Source organism: Paenibacillus xylanivorans, from assembly GCF_001280595.1.
Taxonomy (GTDB): domain Bacteria; phylum Bacillota; class Bacilli; order Paenibacillales; family Paenibacillaceae; genus Paenibacillus; species Paenibacillus xylanivorans.
On the sequence record NZ_LITU01000040.1, the window covers coordinates 127806 to 144608 of the forward strand.

At 43.8% G+C, this 16803-nt stretch carries 20 protein-coding genes; 1 reads left to right on the top strand and 19 read right to left on the bottom strand.

The genetic code is table 11. The features are described from left to right. Positions 1 to 10: 10 nt before the first annotated feature. The 6 genes from AMS66_RS06215 to AMS66_RS06240 all read right to left on the bottom strand — a co-directional run bounded on the left by AMS66_RS06215 (position 11) and on the right by AMS66_RS06240 (position 4933). A complete protein-coding gene (locus AMS66_RS06215; RefSeq protein ID WP_053779959.1) occupies positions 11 to 493 on the bottom strand; it encodes a tetratricopeptide repeat protein in 483 nt (160 codons plus the stop codon). A 191-nt stretch (positions 494 to 684) separates the two neighbouring features. Continuing rightward, positions 685 to 1542: a heme o synthase gene (gene cyoE / locus AMS66_RS06220; protein WP_053779960.1), complete on the bottom strand. Its 858-nt coding sequence runs from the start codon at positions 1540 to 1542 to the stop codon at positions 685 to 687. A gap of 155 nt (positions 1543 to 1697) precedes the next feature. Beyond that, entirely contained in the window at positions 1698 to 2261 is a 564-nt protein-coding gene (locus AMS66_RS06225) for a hypothetical protein (protein ID WP_053779961.1), read from the bottom strand. Positions 2262 to 2498: 237 nt separating this feature from the next. Beyond that, entirely contained in the window at positions 2499 to 2852 is a 354-nt protein-coding gene (locus AMS66_RS06230; RefSeq protein WP_053779962.1) for a DUF3243 domain-containing protein, read from the bottom strand. Positions 2853 to 2981: 129 nt separating this feature from the next. Continuing rightward, complete coding sequence (locus AMS66_RS06235; protein WP_053779963.1) at positions 2982 to 3536, bottom strand: MFS transporter; 555 nt, start codon at positions 3534 to 3536, stop codon at positions 2982 to 2984. Further along, positions 3533 to 4933, bottom strand: coding sequence for an FAD-binding oxidoreductase (locus AMS66_RS06240; RefSeq protein WP_236703235.1), 1401 nt, complete (start codon positions 4931 to 4933; stop codon positions 3533 to 3535). The genes AMS66_RS06235 and AMS66_RS06240 overlap by 4 nt, the downstream gene beginning before the upstream one ends. A 174-nt stretch (positions 4934 to 5107) precedes the next feature. Here AMS66_RS06240 and AMS66_RS06245 point away from each other — a divergent pair, with 174 nt between their 5' ends. Then, positions 5108 to 5296, top strand: coding sequence for a hypothetical protein (locus tag AMS66_RS06245; protein ID WP_053779965.1), 189 nt, complete (start codon positions 5108 to 5110; stop codon positions 5294 to 5296). A 131-nt stretch (positions 5297 to 5427) separates the two neighbouring features. Here the strand turns inward: AMS66_RS06245 and AMS66_RS06250 are convergent, their stop codons facing one another. The 13 genes from AMS66_RS06250 to AMS66_RS06315 form a co-directional block, all read right to left on the bottom strand. Then, the gene (locus AMS66_RS06250; RefSeq protein ID WP_053779966.1) at positions 5428 to 6357 is read right to left on the bottom strand and encodes an NAD(P)/FAD-dependent oxidoreductase; all 930 of its coding nucleotides are present in this window, start codon (positions 6355 to 6357) and stop codon (positions 5428 to 5430) included. Between the two features lie 197 nt (positions 6358 to 6554). Further along, positions 6555 to 8183, bottom strand: coding sequence for an S-layer homology domain-containing protein (locus AMS66_RS06255; protein WP_236703237.1), 1629 nt, complete (start codon positions 8181 to 8183; stop codon positions 6555 to 6557). 150 nt (positions 8184 to 8333) lie between these two features. Then, positions 8334 to 8936 carry a nitroreductase family protein gene (locus tag AMS66_RS06260; RefSeq protein WP_053779967.1) on the bottom strand — a complete coding sequence of 201 codons (603 nt, stop codon included), beginning with the start codon at positions 8934 to 8936 and terminating at the stop codon, positions 8334 to 8336. A 130-nt stretch (positions 8937 to 9066) separates the two neighbouring features. Beyond that, entirely contained in the window at positions 9067 to 9312 is a 246-nt protein-coding gene (locus AMS66_RS06265; RefSeq protein WP_082350589.1) for a hypothetical protein, read from the bottom strand. A gap of 181 nt (positions 9313 to 9493) precedes the next feature. Beyond that, positions 9494 to 10264, bottom strand: coding sequence for an acyl-[acyl-carrier-protein] thioesterase (locus AMS66_RS06270; RefSeq protein WP_053779969.1), 771 nt, complete (start codon positions 10262 to 10264; stop codon positions 9494 to 9496). Between the two features lie 55 nt (positions 10265 to 10319). Beyond that, positions 10320 to 11180, bottom strand: coding sequence for an AraC family transcriptional regulator (locus tag AMS66_RS06275; protein ID WP_053779970.1), 861 nt, complete (start codon positions 11178 to 11180; stop codon positions 10320 to 10322). A gap of 158 nt (positions 11181 to 11338) precedes the next feature. Beyond that, positions 11339 to 11887, bottom strand: coding sequence for a glutathione peroxidase (locus AMS66_RS06280; RefSeq protein ID WP_053779971.1), 549 nt, complete (start codon positions 11885 to 11887; stop codon positions 11339 to 11341). A gap of 305 nt (positions 11888 to 12192) precedes the next feature. Continuing rightward, positions 12193 to 12723 (bottom strand): DUF6886 family protein, encoded by a 531-nt coding sequence (locus AMS66_RS06285; protein WP_236703238.1) that lies wholly within the window; start codon positions 12721 to 12723, stop codon positions 12193 to 12195. Further along, positions 12720 to 13217 (bottom strand): GNAT family N-acetyltransferase, encoded by a 498-nt coding sequence (locus tag AMS66_RS06290; protein ID WP_236703239.1) that lies wholly within the window; start codon positions 13215 to 13217, stop codon positions 12720 to 12722. Before AMS66_RS06290 ends, AMS66_RS06285 begins: the two co-directional genes overlap by 4 nt. Positions 13218 to 13276: 59 nt before the next feature. Continuing rightward, positions 13277 to 13912 (bottom strand): hypothetical protein, encoded by a 636-nt coding sequence (locus AMS66_RS06295; protein ID WP_053779974.1) that lies wholly within the window; start codon positions 13910 to 13912, stop codon positions 13277 to 13279. A 53-nt stretch (positions 13913 to 13965) separates the two neighbouring features. Continuing rightward, on the bottom strand, positions 13966 to 14409 hold the full coding sequence (locus AMS66_RS06300; protein WP_053779975.1) for a GNAT family N-acetyltransferase: 444 nt from the start codon (positions 14407 to 14409) through the stop codon (positions 13966 to 13968). A gap of 511 nt (positions 14410 to 14920) precedes the next feature. Next, the gene (locus tag AMS66_RS06310; RefSeq protein WP_053779977.1) at positions 14921 to 15562 is read right to left on the bottom strand and encodes a FusB/FusC family EF-G-binding protein; all 642 of its coding nucleotides are present in this window, start codon (positions 15560 to 15562) and stop codon (positions 14921 to 14923) included. A 266-nt stretch (positions 15563 to 15828) separates the two neighbouring features. Continuing rightward, positions 15829 to 16686: an MBL fold metallo-hydrolase gene (locus AMS66_RS06315; RefSeq protein ID WP_053779978.1), complete on the bottom strand. Its 858-nt coding sequence runs from the start codon at positions 16684 to 16686 to the stop codon at positions 15829 to 15831. Positions 16687 to 16803: the final 117 nt, after the last annotated feature.

Below are 16803 nucleotides of genomic sequence, written 5' to 3' on the forward strand. Positions count from 1 at the left end.
GTTACTCAGTTTACTCCCACACCCGGTCCAGCTGATCTGCGTAGAAACGGATTGCTCTGCTGTAGTCGGTTATTCCCTTATCCCTTGATGTATCTACCAGTTGTACCAGTAGCCGCTTCATTGCCTCTGCATGCTCCCCCAGATTGTAGAGCACCATAGCAAGAAAAACTTCAAATTCCCGGTTCTCCGGGAATTCACTTAACCCCTTTTCGAACCAGACCTTTGCCTGCGCATACTGCCCCAGAGTCCGATATGTGCTGCCAAGTCCAAGTATGGCACCTGCCCTGTCCTCACCAGATAGCGCTAGACTTAAGGCCTTCTCATAATGCGGTACCGCTTCCCGCTCCAATCCAAGTGAATCATGAGCCCAAGCCAGTTGGTACCAAACCTGAGCATTATCCGGTTCTTGTAATGCCTGTTCCTGCAATAGCTCGATCGCCTCCTGCATTTTCCCCTCTTGCCTTAAGAGAATAGCCTGCTCCAAATCATTCATATACTGCACTTCCCATCCTTCCAAAACCCCATTTTCCATAGTATGGAAATAATTATAGCAAAAAAACACCCCACAAAACAGGCTGGAACAACCAGAGGTTGTCCAAGCCCATTCTACAGCGCGCTTCTTCGTAAGGTGCCAACTACCTTGGCATCTTCATATTCAAGTAATGTACAACAGTGATGATTCGCTCAGGACCAGGTTGTGTTAACCACCATTACGATAAATACAACCATGAGATAATTGACGGAGATCAGAAAGTTAACCTTTGCCCATTTCTCATCATCCTGAGTTTTCAATCCGCTTAGTGTATGTACAAACCAGATCAGACCACCAATAGCGGAGACAAGTAGAAACACCAGACCAACGTAGTTGTAGTAATACAACAGAAATACAGCAGGAAGCAACAGAAACACGTAAGGAATCATCTGCAACTTCGTACGCTTCACACCTTTGATTACCGGCAACAACGGGAAACCGGCTGCACGATATTCCTCCACTCTGCGAATCCCGAGTGACCAGAAGTGAGGCGGCTGCCACAGAAATAACAGCGCAAACAGTAACCAGGCACCTACATCAATCTGATTGGTTACCGCACAATAACCGATTACAGGCGGCATTGCCCCCGCAATTCCACCCAGTGAAGTGCTCCAGGTAGAGCTCCGTTTGAGCCACATCGTGTAGATCACGATATAAGCAAACCATCCGACCAGTGCCATCCAACCAGACAACGGATTAACCAGGAAGTACAGAAGCACAAAACCGACCACACCGAGAACAATTCCATACCCCAATACAAACTTGGGACTGAGGTGGTTGATGTAATCAATCCGTTTTTTGGTGCGCTCCATCTTCTGATCCAATTCACGGTCCCAGTAGTTGTTAATTACACAAGCCGAAGCGATGACCAAGGTTGATCCAATCAGCACCATGAGCAGAGATATCCACGAGATATCCCATTTTGAAGCGACCCAGAACCCTACCGCTACCGCAAACACATTCAACCGCAGTAGTCCGGGTTTCGTTAATGCAATCATGTCTTTAAGCATGAGAAGCCTCCTGAACTATGTAAAAACACCATTCCTATAATGATACCTGTACATACCATGAATTACAATCTCCTTCATGAATTTGTCATAACCAAAAAGCATCCCTCCCGGTATGGAACCGGAGGAATGCTTAACAATTATAATTTGAATTGCTTTTATGGAATGTACTGCTGTACAATTTTGATCACTTTTCCGTCTTGCACAGTGAGATGATACGGGAATACGGACAGATCAAGAACTTTGGTATTCTCATACAAGGATTCGAACTTGCTGAGCGCTACTGGTTCATTCCATTGAATGTTGGTGCCCTGCACCGTACCATCGCGATCATACAACTGCATCAACACTTCAGCGTTAGCACTGACTTCCACTTTTTCCTGCTCTTTGCTGTCATTGACAATATAATATCCATCAGGAGCACCATCTATACCGGAGTCCGGATTCCGTTGTTCAAAAACTTTATCAGCCTCTGTCCCCTGGTACCAGCCGATCTTGTCTACAATCAAGTACAATTTACCATCCTCATGCTGTATGTCTTCCACATACGCTGTAAACATCTCAGAGTTTGCAGCCTGCGCTTTGGCAGAAGCCTGTACAGAGTCTGAGCTCTCCTCAGCGTTCGCTGGTGTAAGCAAATATGTAGCAAGCACAATCATGCCAAGCAGTGCAACAGCCGCACCCAGCAATCGTAATTTCCATTGTTTCGCCGCGTTCTTCATAGGCAGCATCTCTCCTTATTATGAACGTTACTATTCCTTAACCGGAAGGCTTTCTCTTCAAACGCTCATATGAATATTTAATCTTTCTTTCTACTCTCCCTATCATACTGGGTGTACACACTGTAAAAGTATCAGCCAGATGAAAAATAGTTACAATAGATGTCATCAAAAAAAAGAAACCCTGCATGCTTTGGCATCCAGAGTCTCTATTGGCTAGCTTTTAGTTTTAGCTCGATGTTAATGATTCGGGGTTGTACCTTGTGCCAGACGCACAAGCATATGAGCCAGCATATGACGCTCTTCCTCTTTCCCGACATTCCACAATTCCTGCAGCAACTTCTCTTCACGGTTACGCGGTTCTTCCCGAGCTGCCAAGTAGTCGGCTACCTTCTCAGCGATTTTGGCCATCTGCTCCTCGCCCAGTCCAATCGATTCTCCCATTGCAATTCGTTTGCCCAGATATCCTTTAAACGCATCAAAGTTCTGTAAAATCTGTTCCCGTTCATCTGGTGCAATTTTATCAATTGCATTGTCTACCTTGTCAGTCGTAACTTGGCCATCTTTATGGATAACATGATTTTGTTCACTCATCTGAAAAACCTCCTTGGAAATACTCGCTTTGTGGAATGTAAGCAAAATGCTTAATCACACCAGGTTATCTATAATATAAACGTCTCGCTGGAGATTAATCAGACCATTTCTATCCTTTAGTCAATATCCTTAGCCATCTATCGCTTCATCAGAAATGCTTCGTAATCGCCATACTGCCAGTGCTCCCCATATATACAGTATGGCACTCAGATAAAATAATACATCGATCGTCAACCAATCAACCAGCACACCGCCAACAATAACGGCAAATCCTGACGCGGCGGATGTCCAGAAATGATAGTTACCTACAGCTGAGCCCCGTTGTCCAGCCACCGTATAATCGGCGAGCAACACCCGTTCACTCATTCGCTGCATCGCATTGCATATCCCCATCAACATTTGCAGTAGCAGCACCCACATGTAGGAAATGACCCACGGAAATGCAATCATGGCTGCGGCCATTCCCACCGAACTTACAATGAGCCACTGCTTGGCGTGTCGATCCATCCGGGGAGCGAGCCATTGCGAAGCAGCAGCCGAGCTGATTGTAAATACAGCAAAGGCAAGCCCATATTTGGAGAAGCTGTTACCCAGATTTTTGAGAAACAAAAGATAATACGGATAAATCATGCCTGATGCGAGCGTAACAATACTTTGAGATCGAACAAGCCACTTGATATTCATGGATGATTTCCTCCATACTGCTCCATAAAATAATTCATAAAGAGATGATCGGGGTCAAACTTTTCTTTGTCTGCAAAAAACTCATTCTTCCGCGGGTAGGCTTGTTCGAATTGCTCTGAAGTCGCATAACCTGCATAGGCCAGATAATATGTTCCTTTATACCGAAGAACGGCATCTATCAGTTGCTGCATACTGTCCTTGAACTTTCCTTGTTCTGCATCGGACAATGAAGCGTGAAATAGACAAACGAGACCAAACATATCCTGCGTTGCATATGAAAGCACAGCTTCTTCATCATGTTTCACATACCTAACTGTAATATTAAGCAGGTCCAACTGCTCCTGGGAAACAATATCTCCCATTTCCTGAACAAATGCCGGGAACGTATCCACGGGAATAAAATATTCCTGCAACAGATCATTTTCGCCCGGCTGATGATACTCCATGAAAGCAGACGCAGAAGCCATGGCATTGTTGCGGCTCAGTCTTTTACCATCCTGCGACTCGAAGTACCGCTGTTGCAGCGGCCAAAACCAGGCCCGCACCCATTCGAATTCACGGTTCAGGTTGAACAAGAGTTTGCTTGTGAGCACGCCCCTTTCACGTTCATCCAGATGATTATATTCATCCAGTGAAGCCGTTGGATCAATGACATAATTCAGTGCGTACATCTCACGAAAGTAGCCTTCACCAGGCTGAACTGAAATTCGGGCCAGATGCATATGCATCATCGGATCTCCAAGAACGCTCTTTTGAAAATAAGACGGATAGTCCTCAACCTGCACCTGTTCCGTCGTGAGACGATAGACTTCATCATCCGTTAACGTCAACGTAACGTCCAGAATCACGCCAAACAGTCCGTAACCCCCGAGTACAAGCGGGAAAAGCTCGGCATTCTCGGTGCGACTCACTTGCCGAATCTGACCATCTGCCGTCAAGAGATGAAAGGAATCGACACTTTCAATCAATGAACCCTGATGAAGCTCTCGACCATGTGCATTTACACTGATAGATCCGCCTACGGTGAAAATATTTTGGGACTGCATATTTTTGACCGCCAATCCATATGGGTTAATGGCTCGCTGTACGTCAGCCCAGGTCGCCCCAGCCTGCACACGCACCTTTTTGGCATCGGTATTGACTTCCAGCACTTTGTTATACGAGGTCATGTCTATGACAATGCCGTCTTTATAATAGGTGTGTCCCCCCTGACTATGCCGCTGCCCGGCAATGGATATTGTCAGGTTCCGCTCTCGGGCATCCTGAAGCAGTTCAACGAGCTGCTGCTCTTCATGACCTTCCACCACACGTTCAACCTTAACCGGATGAAGACGGCTGTAGTCGGTAATCAGATATGGATTCTGATCATCGCTATCCGTTCTCCAATATGTCCACACACATAAAACCAGAAGTAACAGGAGCATGCTCGTTTTTTTGAACAGATGAACTCCTCCTCCCCTAACACATAGCGTTTCAATTTGATTCCATTGGGTAATCGTTTACATAAACATTACAAGGATTGGATATGTTAAGGAACACCTTAAACATACCTGAATAAGGAGGGATTTTCCATGAGTAAACATAAAAAGGAGCGAAAAAACAAGGATCTCGAACCTGGTGTTAATACCATTCTTCATCCGGACCCTCACAATCCTGGACCGACGGACATGATTGAGGAAGCTGTAGGAGATATCGTCGACAACATCACCCATCCTCACAAATCCAAAACAACCGAAGCCCGCAATACAAACAGCAAATAAATCTTGATCATCCTTATGCAAACCGTTTGGGCACAACGCAAAAAGTCCTCCAACCTTAGTCATGGTCGGAGGACTTTTATATTGTTTTTTCTATGAATGGAGCTGTTCACCATCTGCATTTAAATTTTCGTTTAGATCTGATTCACTTCGTTTTCCTTTTTCATCTGTTGCAATGCTTTGTGAATCCAGATCGCTGCAATTGAACCTTCGCCCATGGCAACCGTAGCTTGCTCCGCGTGCAGGCCCAGATCCCCGGCAATCCATACATTAGGCGCGGCCTGCATGCTTCGTGCGTTAGCTTCCACGTGTTTATTATCCGCGATGACAGCTCCAAGCTGCTCTGCCAGTTCATAATGTACACGATTGCCTCCAAACGCGATAAATCCACGCTCCGACTCAAAAATCTGTCCATCTTCCGTCAATACACCTGTAATATGGCCATCTTGCATCTGCTGTACTTCTTGGACCGCCGCCTCAAGATAACGAACTCCCGCCTCTTTCATGCTGCGATGAAGCTCAGCGGAGATTGGCGACTGCTCATGGTTGATGTACAACAGCTCAGTGGTTCGTTGAATTAAAACCATAGCCATGTTTGCACCGGCTTCGCCTGCACCGAGCAATATCGTGCGCTGATCCTGAATCTCATATCCATCGCAATCCGGGCACACATATACCGTTCGTCCCAACGTAGGCGTTAATCCCGGGATGTCTGGTATCCTGTCCGTTAGTCCAGTTGCCAGTAAGACTGTTTTTGCCATATATTCAGAGCCGGAAGAACCGAACAATTGAATCTGTTCTCCCCGGCGTCCTGCCTTTATGATACGGTCTTTCTCAAAAGACACTCCAGTCTGCTCTGCCTGCATTTTTCCTTTGGAGCGCAGCTCTTCACCAGATACTCCATCAGGAAAACCAAGAATATTATGATAGGTTCGGCATAACGTTGATCTGCCTTCTCCTGCGTCCACTACCAACACCCGATGGCAAGAGTAGCGCCCCATCTGAATGGCTGCCTGAAGTCCTGCGAGTCCTCCACCTACTATGATGCAATCATACTCTCGCATGCTCCATCTCCCTCCTATGCTTCTATCTCTTATATGTTATTGGACAGTTCACTATCCTTCTATCCATTTACACCGTTCAACCAAAATCAAACGTGATCCATTACAACTTAGCTTTTACCAAAATAAAACAACCCAAACCATCCGTCAGAATAACGGTGCGTTTGGGTCGATTTTAGGAAGGGTTATAATACCGGAATTTAGAAAATGTATGATTCAAATCGTGAAGCATTCGAAATGGCATTCCATACATCTGCCGTCTCTCCGCCCATATACCAGTAGGCCAATCCGGCAATGTTACGTTCTCCGCTCATCATTACTTTCGCGGATAATGAACGACTATCCTCTGCCCATATATATCTTGGCGTACCGTTACTGTTATATCCAATGACATATTGAACCAGAGATGCATCCCACCGCCTTACAGAACCTGAAGCTCGTGCACGTGTTCCCTGTTCTGCCAGGGTGATATCCCATGAACTGGCTGCTGGATTAACGGAAGACCAATCCCGTGTATATAAAGGCAGGGCCAGAATTGTTTTAGAGCGAACCACCTCAGCGAGCATCGTATCCAGAGCCTTTTTAACCCAAGGAAGAGATGCCACAGACCCTGCTTGCGGATCGCCGTTCCAATGTTCCTCATATCCCATCAGAACCATGTAATCCGATACGGCGCCCAATTGGGCATAATCAAATGCATCGGTCCAGTCTGTCCCCAGATCGGGTGATACATCCACGGATACAACGGCCCCCAGCGCATGCAGAGCCGTTGTCAGCGAAGTAATAAATGCGGTCATTCCTTCACGATCAGCTGGCAATACATTCTCGAAATCCACGTTGATACCATCCAGTTTATATGTTTTTACAAAAGATGTGACTTGTGAGATCACAGCCGCCCGGTTGGCTGAACTGGATAACATCTGGTGGGTAAGGTCCGGGTTCGAACGATTGCCAAGCAATGGCCATACCTGTCTGTCTGTAGCAGATGCCCAGGATAATAGCGATGTGTCCGTGAGATCTGTGACTTTCATGCTGCTATTCAGGAAAAACCAACGAGGAACGAGTGTGTTTGCTTCCGACTGTTCAATCTGTTTCTTGAACTCAGCAGTAGAGGCGTTATATTGCCATCCCAGCTGAATACCGAGCTGGTCCTCGCTTTTCAGCTGGTCTGACCAGGTTTTCTTTTGCAAAATGGCATCCAGCATAACTGCTGCCTCTTCTCTGGTGACCTGGTTATGCGGACGAAACCTGCCGTCACTGCCGCGCATCAGGCCAAGCTGATATACGGTCTGCACATAAGGACGCGCCCAGTCGGATATCTCAGCTGCGTCTTTATACGTGGATGACAGGAGATTCGTTGATTTGGAGGATTGTTTTAACATCCTCACTAATAGAGCAGCCGCCTCTTCCCGAGTGATGGAGGCGTTTGGCTGGAACACTCCCTGACTCTTGCCTTCAAGAATGGAAAGATTGGTCATGGCTGCGACGTTGCCGTAATACCATGCGTTCATACTGACATCGTTATAGGGATTAATATTGTTTTTAACGGGCTTCAAACCCAGCAGTCTCACGGCAAATGTTGCAAATTCAGCACGCGTGACCGCCTTTTTGGGTTCAAACGTATTCTCGGAGGTTCCAGCAGCAATTCCCGCCTTGACCAGGTGTGCAATGGCATCCTTCGCATAGCTGGAGGTTGTATCCTGGAAAACCTGCTGAGCTGCTGCCTCAGCTGTGGGGTTACCGATGGAGATTGAGCCTATTGCAAGTACACCGCACAAAATAGCATTCCATAGCTTTCGGCGGGTACGTTTGTTTATTCTATTTTTCACATCAAAAGGCCTCGCTTCATTGGAGTACGATCTACATCATCGTATCAAATTGAAGCGAGGCCGTATGTGGTTAAATATTGGGAAATTCGCTGACGCGATGCACCTCAATATTTGATGAATCGAGGTCACATTCGCGTTCGGGCGAAAGTCTTACTTGTGTACTTTTACACGTTGTTCAATCGGTTGGAATTCTTTCTCGCCTGGTGTTGCTGTTGGTTTGCCGAATGGCATTTGAGCGATCAGTCTCCAGTTCTCCGGAATGTTCCATTCCGATTTGACCTTCTCATCAATCAGCGGGTTATAGTGTTGCAGGGAAGCACCCAAACCTTCTTGTTCCAGGGCAGTCCAGATCACCAGTTGCAACATACCATTGGATTGGTTCGCCCAGAGCGGGAAGTTATCCGCATAAGCTGCAAAATTTTGTTGAAGCTGCGCAATCACATTATTGTCTTCGAAGAAAAGTACTGTACCGTATCCGCTACGGAATCCGGCCATTTTCTCAGCTGTAGATTGGAATGCTTCTTCATTGCCAACCACTTCACGCAAAATTTCTTCCGTGTGATTCCACAGCTTGTCGTGTTGTTCACCGAGCAATACTACGGCACGAGATGTTTGTGAGTTGAATGAAGTTGGAGTGTATTTTACCGCTTCTTCCACGATTTCCTGGATTTTAGCATCCGAAATTGTGGATTCCTTGCTGATTCCATAATAAGATCTTCTGTTTTTCAACGCTTCAAAGAAAGATGTAGACATAAAACATTCGCCTCCCAAAATGGTATTTCCTAATTTGCCAACACAGTAACTATAATATAGTAACATACATTAGTCAACAAACTATTTTATTTTCACTAAATGTGCATTTTATTCATTAGCATGAATCTGATCACTGCGACTCGCGATAATCCGCTCGATATTTCTCTTCCGTTGACGAATTGCTCTTGGTCTGATCCTTATTCTTCTCTTCCTGCTTCTCCATATTCAGATCTTCCATCGGAATGGGGTCCACCGTCTGCTCTTCTTCATGCCGATCAAGCAAACTTTCCTGCTCTGTCGGATACTGCTCCGGATTATCATGGGAACGATCCTTATGTGCATCCTTGTTATTTTGATCCGGTGTGCGCTCTTTCATTCGTGATTCCTCCTCTGTTTTCATTTAACCTTCTTTTACCTTTTCTGTCTGGCTTCTAAACACGAAGCAGATATGAGATGAACGTAAGAGGTGCATTCCATGTCTGCATCAGGAGGCAAAATAGCAAAAAGCCAACCAGAACAGACTGGTTGACTTTGATCTACTTGTATTCAACTATATTTTATTCAGCAGGGGGCGATGTTCCGATATCCCCCAGGCTCAATTTGGCTTCAAAAATAATACTCTCATTGTCTGCAGCCAATCTTCCTCGGACCCACACAGCTCCATCCGTATTCGCTGAACGCTCAACGATCATTTGCTCCTGCATGCGAATCTCACGGTGATATGATATTTGCAGACGGATTATACCTGCGGCCAGTTCATCTCGTGTTAGCGCATCACAACACACGTCTGCATATCTGGCATTATTCATATGTCCATTACTGTCTGTGCTGCTATATTGTACAGTTAGACGATATTGTTCCTGCAAGCTCAGTTCAGAGGGAACCGTCACTTTAACAGAGGGCTCACCTAATGATAAATCGGGATGCGATTTCACTTCAAAAGGCAGAGCTGATGGTCTGACGACCCTGCGTCTCTTTAGATCGACCAATGCCCAAGCCGTGCGAGCCTCAGCCAGATGTGCTCCCTCTTGATCTGTAAGGATATAATCCCTTAACCAGGTCACACCTTTATTTTCTTTATGCCACGTCTGCAAGGATACTTCTTCTTCCAATTGAGCTGGGCGCATGATCGTGACATCTGTCGTTAACAGCATCCAGCCGAATCCCTGATCCAGCATCTGCGACACGGTAACGCCCATGCCTGCTAAATCACGGTCTGCTGCCAACTGCATATGCTCCAGTAAGGCAGATGGACGACATTGTGATCTATAATCGGCATCGGCTGATCCAATTCGGTAATGAAGCTTGAATGGTTGTTCAGATTGCATTGAATAAACCTCCTCAGGCTGTGCTGCATGTAATCTCTCTGGACCATAACCTACATTAATCAAGCGTTCGATGTATACGACTGCGGTACAGATCAGGTGCACACCCTACACTTTGTTTGAACATTCGACTGAAATGGGATAAACGTTTGAACCCGGCCAACCGGCTGGCCTCTGTCACGCTGATATCCGGCTGGAACTGGAATAACAGCTTGGCCTGATTAATGCGGCGGTCATACACATATTTAAATATGGTACTGCCCGTCATTTCTTTAAACAACCCTGCCAGATAAGGTTTGGACAGATGAAGCTCACTTGCCAGATCATCCAGACCGATGTCCTCCATGTAATGGGTGTCCACATAACGAATGATATGTTGTACATGCCGCTCCTTCTCGGAAGAGGGACTGTGGTCCTCGACCCTGCCTCGGCATATCCCAGCTATAACATACAGCAGATCACATAAACGAACGTTCATGCGTTCCTCTTTGAAATCCCCCGGATTCACCATAAGCTGATGAAGATTCAGCAGCAAGGTTTCGAATTCGGAGCGGATATTCCCTGTCAGATTGATGCGGTAGTTTCTCAGTTCTTCAAATGGTCTTAGTACATCGCTTACCCTATCTGGATGCAGACTGCTGCGGAGAGCCGTAGGATCGAAATGCAGCGTCGTTCGCACATACGGCCTGCCCGGCATTGGATGTGGCCGATGAAGGGTCATGCCATGCATGAGGACCAGATCACCGGGTTCAAGGTTGTACACTCGATCTCCAATAAGATAGGTGCATTCTCCATCATGAAAATAATACACCTCGTAATGCGGATGCGAATGAAATCCGTCCGACACTCCAGGGTTGTACGTGTTGGTGGAGCGGTAGTTATATTCCAATGGACCACTAATTTGCATGATACTCGGCACGTTCAAGCACCTCCTGTTCTGGAGAGGTTTCTTACTATTTTACCCGTTTCACAACATGTCGGATAGTACTGGGCGGAGTTTGAAATATAGAGGGCCATGCACATATCCGTTTGTATACACGGTACGTGTCATGGCCCTTTGGGATTGTGAAAGATAACTTACAGAAGCTGTTCAATACTCGCCTGGATCTCGTCGATCGAGTCAACAGGTTCAAAACGCTTGACCACATGCCCTTCCGTATCAATCAGAAACTTGGTAAAGTTCCACTTGATTGCATCACCATGCAACCATTCCGGTGCTTTGTCCGCGACCATCAGCTTCAGCAGTTTCGCTTGTACATCTGACTCATCAAAGCCTGCAAATGGTCCCGACTTTTTCAAAAAGTCATACAGCGGGTGTGCCGCTTCGCCGTTGACATCCATTTTGGAGAACATGGGGAATTTCACGCCATAGTTAATCTGACAGAAGGATTCCGCCTCTTCGCTGCTTCCCGGCTCTTGCTCCGCAAACTGGTTACACGGAAAACCAATGATCTGAAGCCCTTGTTCCTTGTATCGGTCATAAAGTTTCTGCATGTCGTCGAACTGATGTGTGTACTTGCACTTGCTCGCTGTATTCACGATCAGTACAGGTTTTCCTTCGTATTGATAGAGCGGGAAACGTTCGCCACTCGTTTTGGTTACGCTAAAGTCATAGATGGTTGGCATAAGATTGGTGCACCTCGCGATGTTATGTAATTATACAGACTCATATGAATTTCTATTATATACGAAATAGAAGATTCTGTATCGCAAAAAAAAGCCTATAACTACTGTAACGCTACGAACACATCAATCTCATTATCGGGATGATCAGGTTGATATCGTTCATCCCAAATTTCAAAATCATAGTCCTTCAGTTCGTATCCCGTTTCACCAATCCATTGGCCATATAAATACTCGTAATGATCCCCCTTCCTTTTTACAACATGTCATACTCGCCTTTGGTACCATTACAGTGAAGAGTATCAGCTCTATATTTCCGTTGCATTATTGAATCTATGGATTCCAAATTCTTTGAAATCCGATGTAAGTATCGACTCTCTCAGCGAGTACAGATTTGGAGTAAATCTGAGTTCAATTCCTTTCTTGAATAATCTGTCCATTAAACAATCCATACGGTCTATATGTAGAGGCTTTGTAACCTGATAAGAAATGTAGTATCCCGCCGTTGAGTCAAAAAGCTCGAAATTGGTGTCATCAAAATGATACCTGTACATGATCTGATTCGTAATCCTTGAATACCATGAACTTTCAACCGTAACTATGATATCTGCATTAGAATGTTTGAAAAACTTATCCTTATTCTCATCACTTATCGTGTCTGTTTTTTTGCAAATGATTCTCGGGCAATCTCTTGGAAAGTAGTATGAATATTCATGCTCTTCATCAATGGCCCACACCACTGCAGGGAATTCAGCTCTGTTTTGTTTCTCCCTTGGAATAAAAGCTTGGATATCTGAAACCTCGCTAAAATGATAAAGCATTCCAACACCTCTCATCATTTAGTTACGATTAAATCTCCGACTAATGCTTTCCAATTCCCGTCACTTAAAACAACAGAGGTCTCGATTTGTCTTTCGGGAACGTTCCAGTATTGTGTTAATAACTGCTTCTTCTCCTCCGATGAAACCAGTGTAAAGCCATTTTTCAAATAGAATTTGATAGCCCATTCTGCAGAATCCCAGGTTCCTATTAATATCGGTTTATCGGTTGATGCCGCCAGATGAGCCAACAGCTTTGTACCTATTCCGCTCCCCCGTTGGTGAGTTCTTACATATGCGTGCCTGATTAAAGCAACATCGCCTTTATCCTGAATTCCCATAACGCCCCATAATCTATTATTTTCTTCAAACCCCCAAAATACAACGCCATCACGGATTTCCTGATTCAATTCTTCCAATGGCATATAGGGTTCATGATAACGATCCTCAGGAATTACACCCTGGTAAGCCTTTGCTGCATCATTAATGATCTCAACCATTGCATCTGCGTCCATACTGTTGCACAATCTGATCATGGCATAAGCCTCCTGAAGGTTATAGTCTATTAATTGAACTACTGTAATGGATATACCAACTCAATAGGTTCATTAATCAATTCCTCTTTGAAAATATAATTATGATCTGCTCCCACAACACATAGAATTTTCTTACCCGGATTCGAATGATACGTGTTCTTCACACGTTGAATCATGATCTGATTTCGTACGATCCATCTAAAGTTATTTGCTTTTGGATTAATCTGATCCAACCATTCATATTTTTGTTTGGTCATGTTATCAAACGCATCCGAGTTAAAGGGAATCGACCCAACGTCATGTGTATTCATTTGTTTAGCAAACCATTCATCATCGATCTTCTCCAACGCTTTACGCTCCTCTTCTGAGAAGCTGTTAAATGGATCAAAATCATTCCAGACATCTAACTCAAACCAGTCAATAGGCACAAACTCTATATTCCGTTCTTCGCATAATGGAAAGATAAGCTCCCAATATTCACTGGCTGGCTCCCCCCAATATCCCTTATCCTGCTTATCCTTGATATACTTCTTCCAGCTTAGGGGATGGACTTCACCACAGATGATTTCCGGGTTGAACTCTGTAATTAGATCCTCATACAAGGTAAGTGAACTATTATATTTCTCTCTTAATTCTTGATTATGAATTGTCCCCAAGATTCCAATGACGGTCATATCATTTCTCCTTTGTAGATGTTATATAATGTTGCTGAGATTCCTATGTAAGTCTATAATCTTTTCTTCAAGAAGTACTGAATAATTCCTTCAGGGTATTCATCTATTATTCCAAACACTTCGTAACCCATCTTCTTGTAAAATTCAGGAGACTGATAAGAAAATGTGCTTGTATGTGAAAGTTTGCAGCCCTCACTAACAGCAATGCTCTCTGCTTGCATGATTAATGATTTCCCATACCCATTTTCTCTGTATTCTTCATCAATCCAAAAGTTATCAATATATAAAGTATAACAGTACGTAGCACAGAAGATCCCACCTACTGCTTTGCCTGTCTTATCCCTTAGAAACAAATTGATACTTTTTCCAGGTTTCTTTAACAGACCATTTGTTTCTCTTAGATTGTAGTGATACAGATTGCTACAGACAGCATGGTAATCCTCCTCATGATCTTCAAATACAATTTTCAATTCATCGTTAACAGCAGGGTTATTCATTTTTAACGTCCTCACGATTTCATAGTATTTGTCTTCACTTCTTCAATAGAGCACAGTCCCAACTTTATTTGAGTTTAAATGATCTGTATATAAAGAAACCTATGGAACTAAAAAAACGATAATGAATATGACAACGGGCAACCAATTATGATGAGTGACTTTGTCCCCACTTGAAAACTCCATGATCATCCAACTGATATAAATAAAAAATATGGATATCTCCGTCTTCATCAGATTAATCATGAGCCGTGCATTTTTATATTGTCTCTCAGCATTCTCCATATTCAAATTGAGGTAATTATACATATTTTTTTCCAGTAACGTTTTTGGGATTGTTATCTTTGGACGATCTTTGATTTCCAATTTCCCACCTCTTCTCTGGTTACACGCCGTATGATTACATGTTAACAATTATCAACCTCTTTTTCCAATGATTTCTGAACACCCTTTAGGAATGAAATCATAAGCAAAAAAGGCCGCCTTTGCAGGCAGCCCTTTACTTAATTTAACCTTATTTACGAACGGAGAGAATGAACTTCTCCAGCGATTCTGTATTGGTAATGCTGTGATTACATCCTTGGTTCTCCATGCATACGTATTGACCAATCGCAGAATAATTATCCGGTAAAGCGTTCTTGGTCTTGACCGTGAAGAATGCAAGCTCTTGATGCCGATTACAGAATAGGCAATACCCCTTCTTGTGTGTCGGCGTTATTCTTCCCTCAATACCGATAAACTGTCCTTCGAACGGATACACAACGAATAATTTGTTCGTTGCAATATCTACCCAGCTCAGATACGTTACATATCGAAAATCAATGGATGTTAAATCAGGCATTTTCATCTTTTTGTTCTTCGGAAATAACTTCTGAATTTGTTTCAACGTAATCGGTGGATACAACTCCAGGTATGGTTCTAGTGCTTTCATATACCGTTGAAAATCGTCTGTTGTCTCCAACGACGAGATTTGCTCCAGCATTTGCTGCTGGTTCTCTGTCAGATCCGTAAATGCTTCAACGATGTTTGTTGCAGCACTGTATCTAACAGTCTCCAAGACCCTGCGATCCGCGGCGGATTGCACAGTTTTGCGAACAAATTCCGCTTGTCTTTTAATCAAATTATATTGGTGGTTTCTAATAAATGGTGTACTCATAGCTTTCAGCTCCTTATTTTTCGTAGAAAAAAAATCAATAAGGGCAAAGCCTGTTATTAGAAACGATAATATTAAGTATGGGCGAAAAAATCTAAGCTATCGCGCCCCACGCAAAGTATCGCCCCCGATCAGGCTTTGCATGAGTTATTTCTAGCTAACGAGCAATTCAGCATTGCCATCTGAGTAACCCCCAATCAAATATCATGCGAAAAGTATATCAGAGAACTTCACATGGATCAATTGAAATGAGTTTTCATGGATGTCTTTTATTCCGTTACTTTTGATTGTAATAGCTGATCATTCACGAATCCTTGTAAGAAGAAAAGCTCATTGTCATTTGCTATTCGATCATTGGCTGCCTCAAATCGCTCGATTGCTTCCTCTAAGGATGTGGATTTCACAGCATTATTGGCCGAGACGAGCTCTCTCCAATACGTATCCATCTCCTCCACGTCACAGATCGACTCATGACCAAGCAAGAAATGAACGGCATCATATTGCTGAATGTCCTCAATCATAGGCAATAACTTGTCTTGCTTGATATGATATAGCGAATTTGTAGTTGTGTTGTAAGCACTGTCGCCCAGAAAAATGACCTTTTCATCGGGAATATATACAATGGTTGAATCATCCGTATGTGTACTTCGAATGGTTTCAAGTACACAAACTTTATTGCCCAAGTCCACGTGCAGAGACTTTTCAAAAATGATATCCGGGTGGCTTAATTGAAATGTGTCTCTGTCCGGTATTTCATGTTGTATCGTTTCCATGCACAGTGTGTTCATCTTCTTGGAATCCACATACTCTTGAAGAGAGCGGTCATCATAAGAATAGTTCCACCAATCATTCATCTTTTGGCTAGTTAGACTATTCATAATAATCGTAGCTCCGTATTCATTCATTCCTAAAAAATGATCCCAATGGGCATGAGTGATGACCACATATTTAACGGGCGGAACGTTTAACTTCTCTATTTCATGTAAGAAATCCCTTGCATGTTGAACCGAATTTCCAGCGTCAACGACAAGGCTGTATTTATCACCGCAAACTAACCCCAATGTCGGTCTTTCTTTATCATTTTGGTTAGATAAATAATAGATGGATTCACTTAATTGATTTAGCATGTTCATTCTCCTCTATAATAAATTCTTGATCCATAAGAGAGAAAATCTACATGCTTATTTAAATCAACATTTAGATTTTCTCATTTTATTTGTTTACCAATGGAATCACCTCCTTTG

Bases quoted from the DNA above. Each gene is read 5' to 3' on its own strand.
- AMS66_RS06215 (WP_053779959.1), bottom strand. From the start codon at position 493: ATGAATGATTTGGAGCAGGCTATTCTCTTAAGGCAAGAGGGGAAAATG.
- cyoE (WP_053779960.1), bottom strand. From the start codon at position 1,542: ATGCTTAAAGACATGATTGCATTAACGAAACCCGGACTACTGCGGTTG.
- AMS66_RS06225 (WP_053779961.1), bottom strand. From the start codon at position 2,261: ATGAAGAACGCGGCGAAACAATGGAAATTACGATTGCTGGGTGCGGCT.
- AMS66_RS06230 (WP_053779962.1), bottom strand. From the start codon at position 2,852: ATGAGTGAACAAAATCATGTTATCCATAAAGATGGCCAAGTTACGACT.
- AMS66_RS06235 (WP_053779963.1), bottom strand. From the start codon at position 3,536: ATGAATATCAAGTGGCTTGTTCGATCTCAAAGTATTGTTACGCTCGCA.
- AMS66_RS06245 (WP_053779965.1), top strand. From the start codon at position 5,108: ATGAGTAAACATAAAAAGGAGCGAAAAAACAAGGATCTCGAACCTGGT.
- AMS66_RS06250 (WP_053779966.1), bottom strand. From the start codon at position 6,357: ATGCGAGAGTATGATTGCATCATAGTAGGTGGAGGACTCGCAGGACTT.
- AMS66_RS06260 (WP_053779967.1), bottom strand. From the start codon at position 8,936: ATGTCTACATCTTTCTTTGAAGCGTTGAAAAACAGAAGATCTTATTAT.
- AMS66_RS06265 (WP_082350589.1), bottom strand. From the start codon at position 9,312: ATGAAAGAGCGCACACCGGATCAAAATAACAAGGATGCACATAAGGAT.
- AMS66_RS06270 (WP_053779969.1), bottom strand. From the start codon at position 10,264: ATGCAATCTGAACAACCATTCAAGCTTCATTACCGAATTGGATCAGCC.
- AMS66_RS06280 (WP_053779971.1), bottom strand. From the start codon at position 11,887: ATGCCAACCATCTATGACTTTAGCGTAACCAAAACGAGTGGCGAACGT.
- AMS66_RS06285 (WP_236703238.1), bottom strand. From the start codon at position 12,723: ATGATGAGAGGTGTTGGAATGCTTTATCATTTTAGCGAGGTTTCAGAT.
- AMS66_RS06290 (WP_236703239.1), bottom strand. From the start codon at position 13,217: ATGGACGCAGATGCAATGGTTGAGATCATTAATGATGCAGCAAAGGCT.
- AMS66_RS06295 (WP_053779974.1), bottom strand. From the start codon at position 13,912: ATGACCGTCATTGGAATCTTGGGGACAATTCATAATCAAGAATTAAGA.
- AMS66_RS06300 (WP_053779975.1), bottom strand. From the start codon at position 14,409: ATGAATAACCCTGCTGTTAACGATGAATTGAAAATTGTATTTGAAGAT.
- AMS66_RS06310 (WP_053779977.1), bottom strand. From the start codon at position 15,562: ATGAGTACACCATTTATTAGAAACCACCAATATAATTTGATTAAAAGA.
- AMS66_RS06315 (WP_053779978.1), bottom strand. From the start codon at position 16,686: ATGCTAAATCAATTAAGTGAATCCATCTATTATTTATCTAACCAAAAT.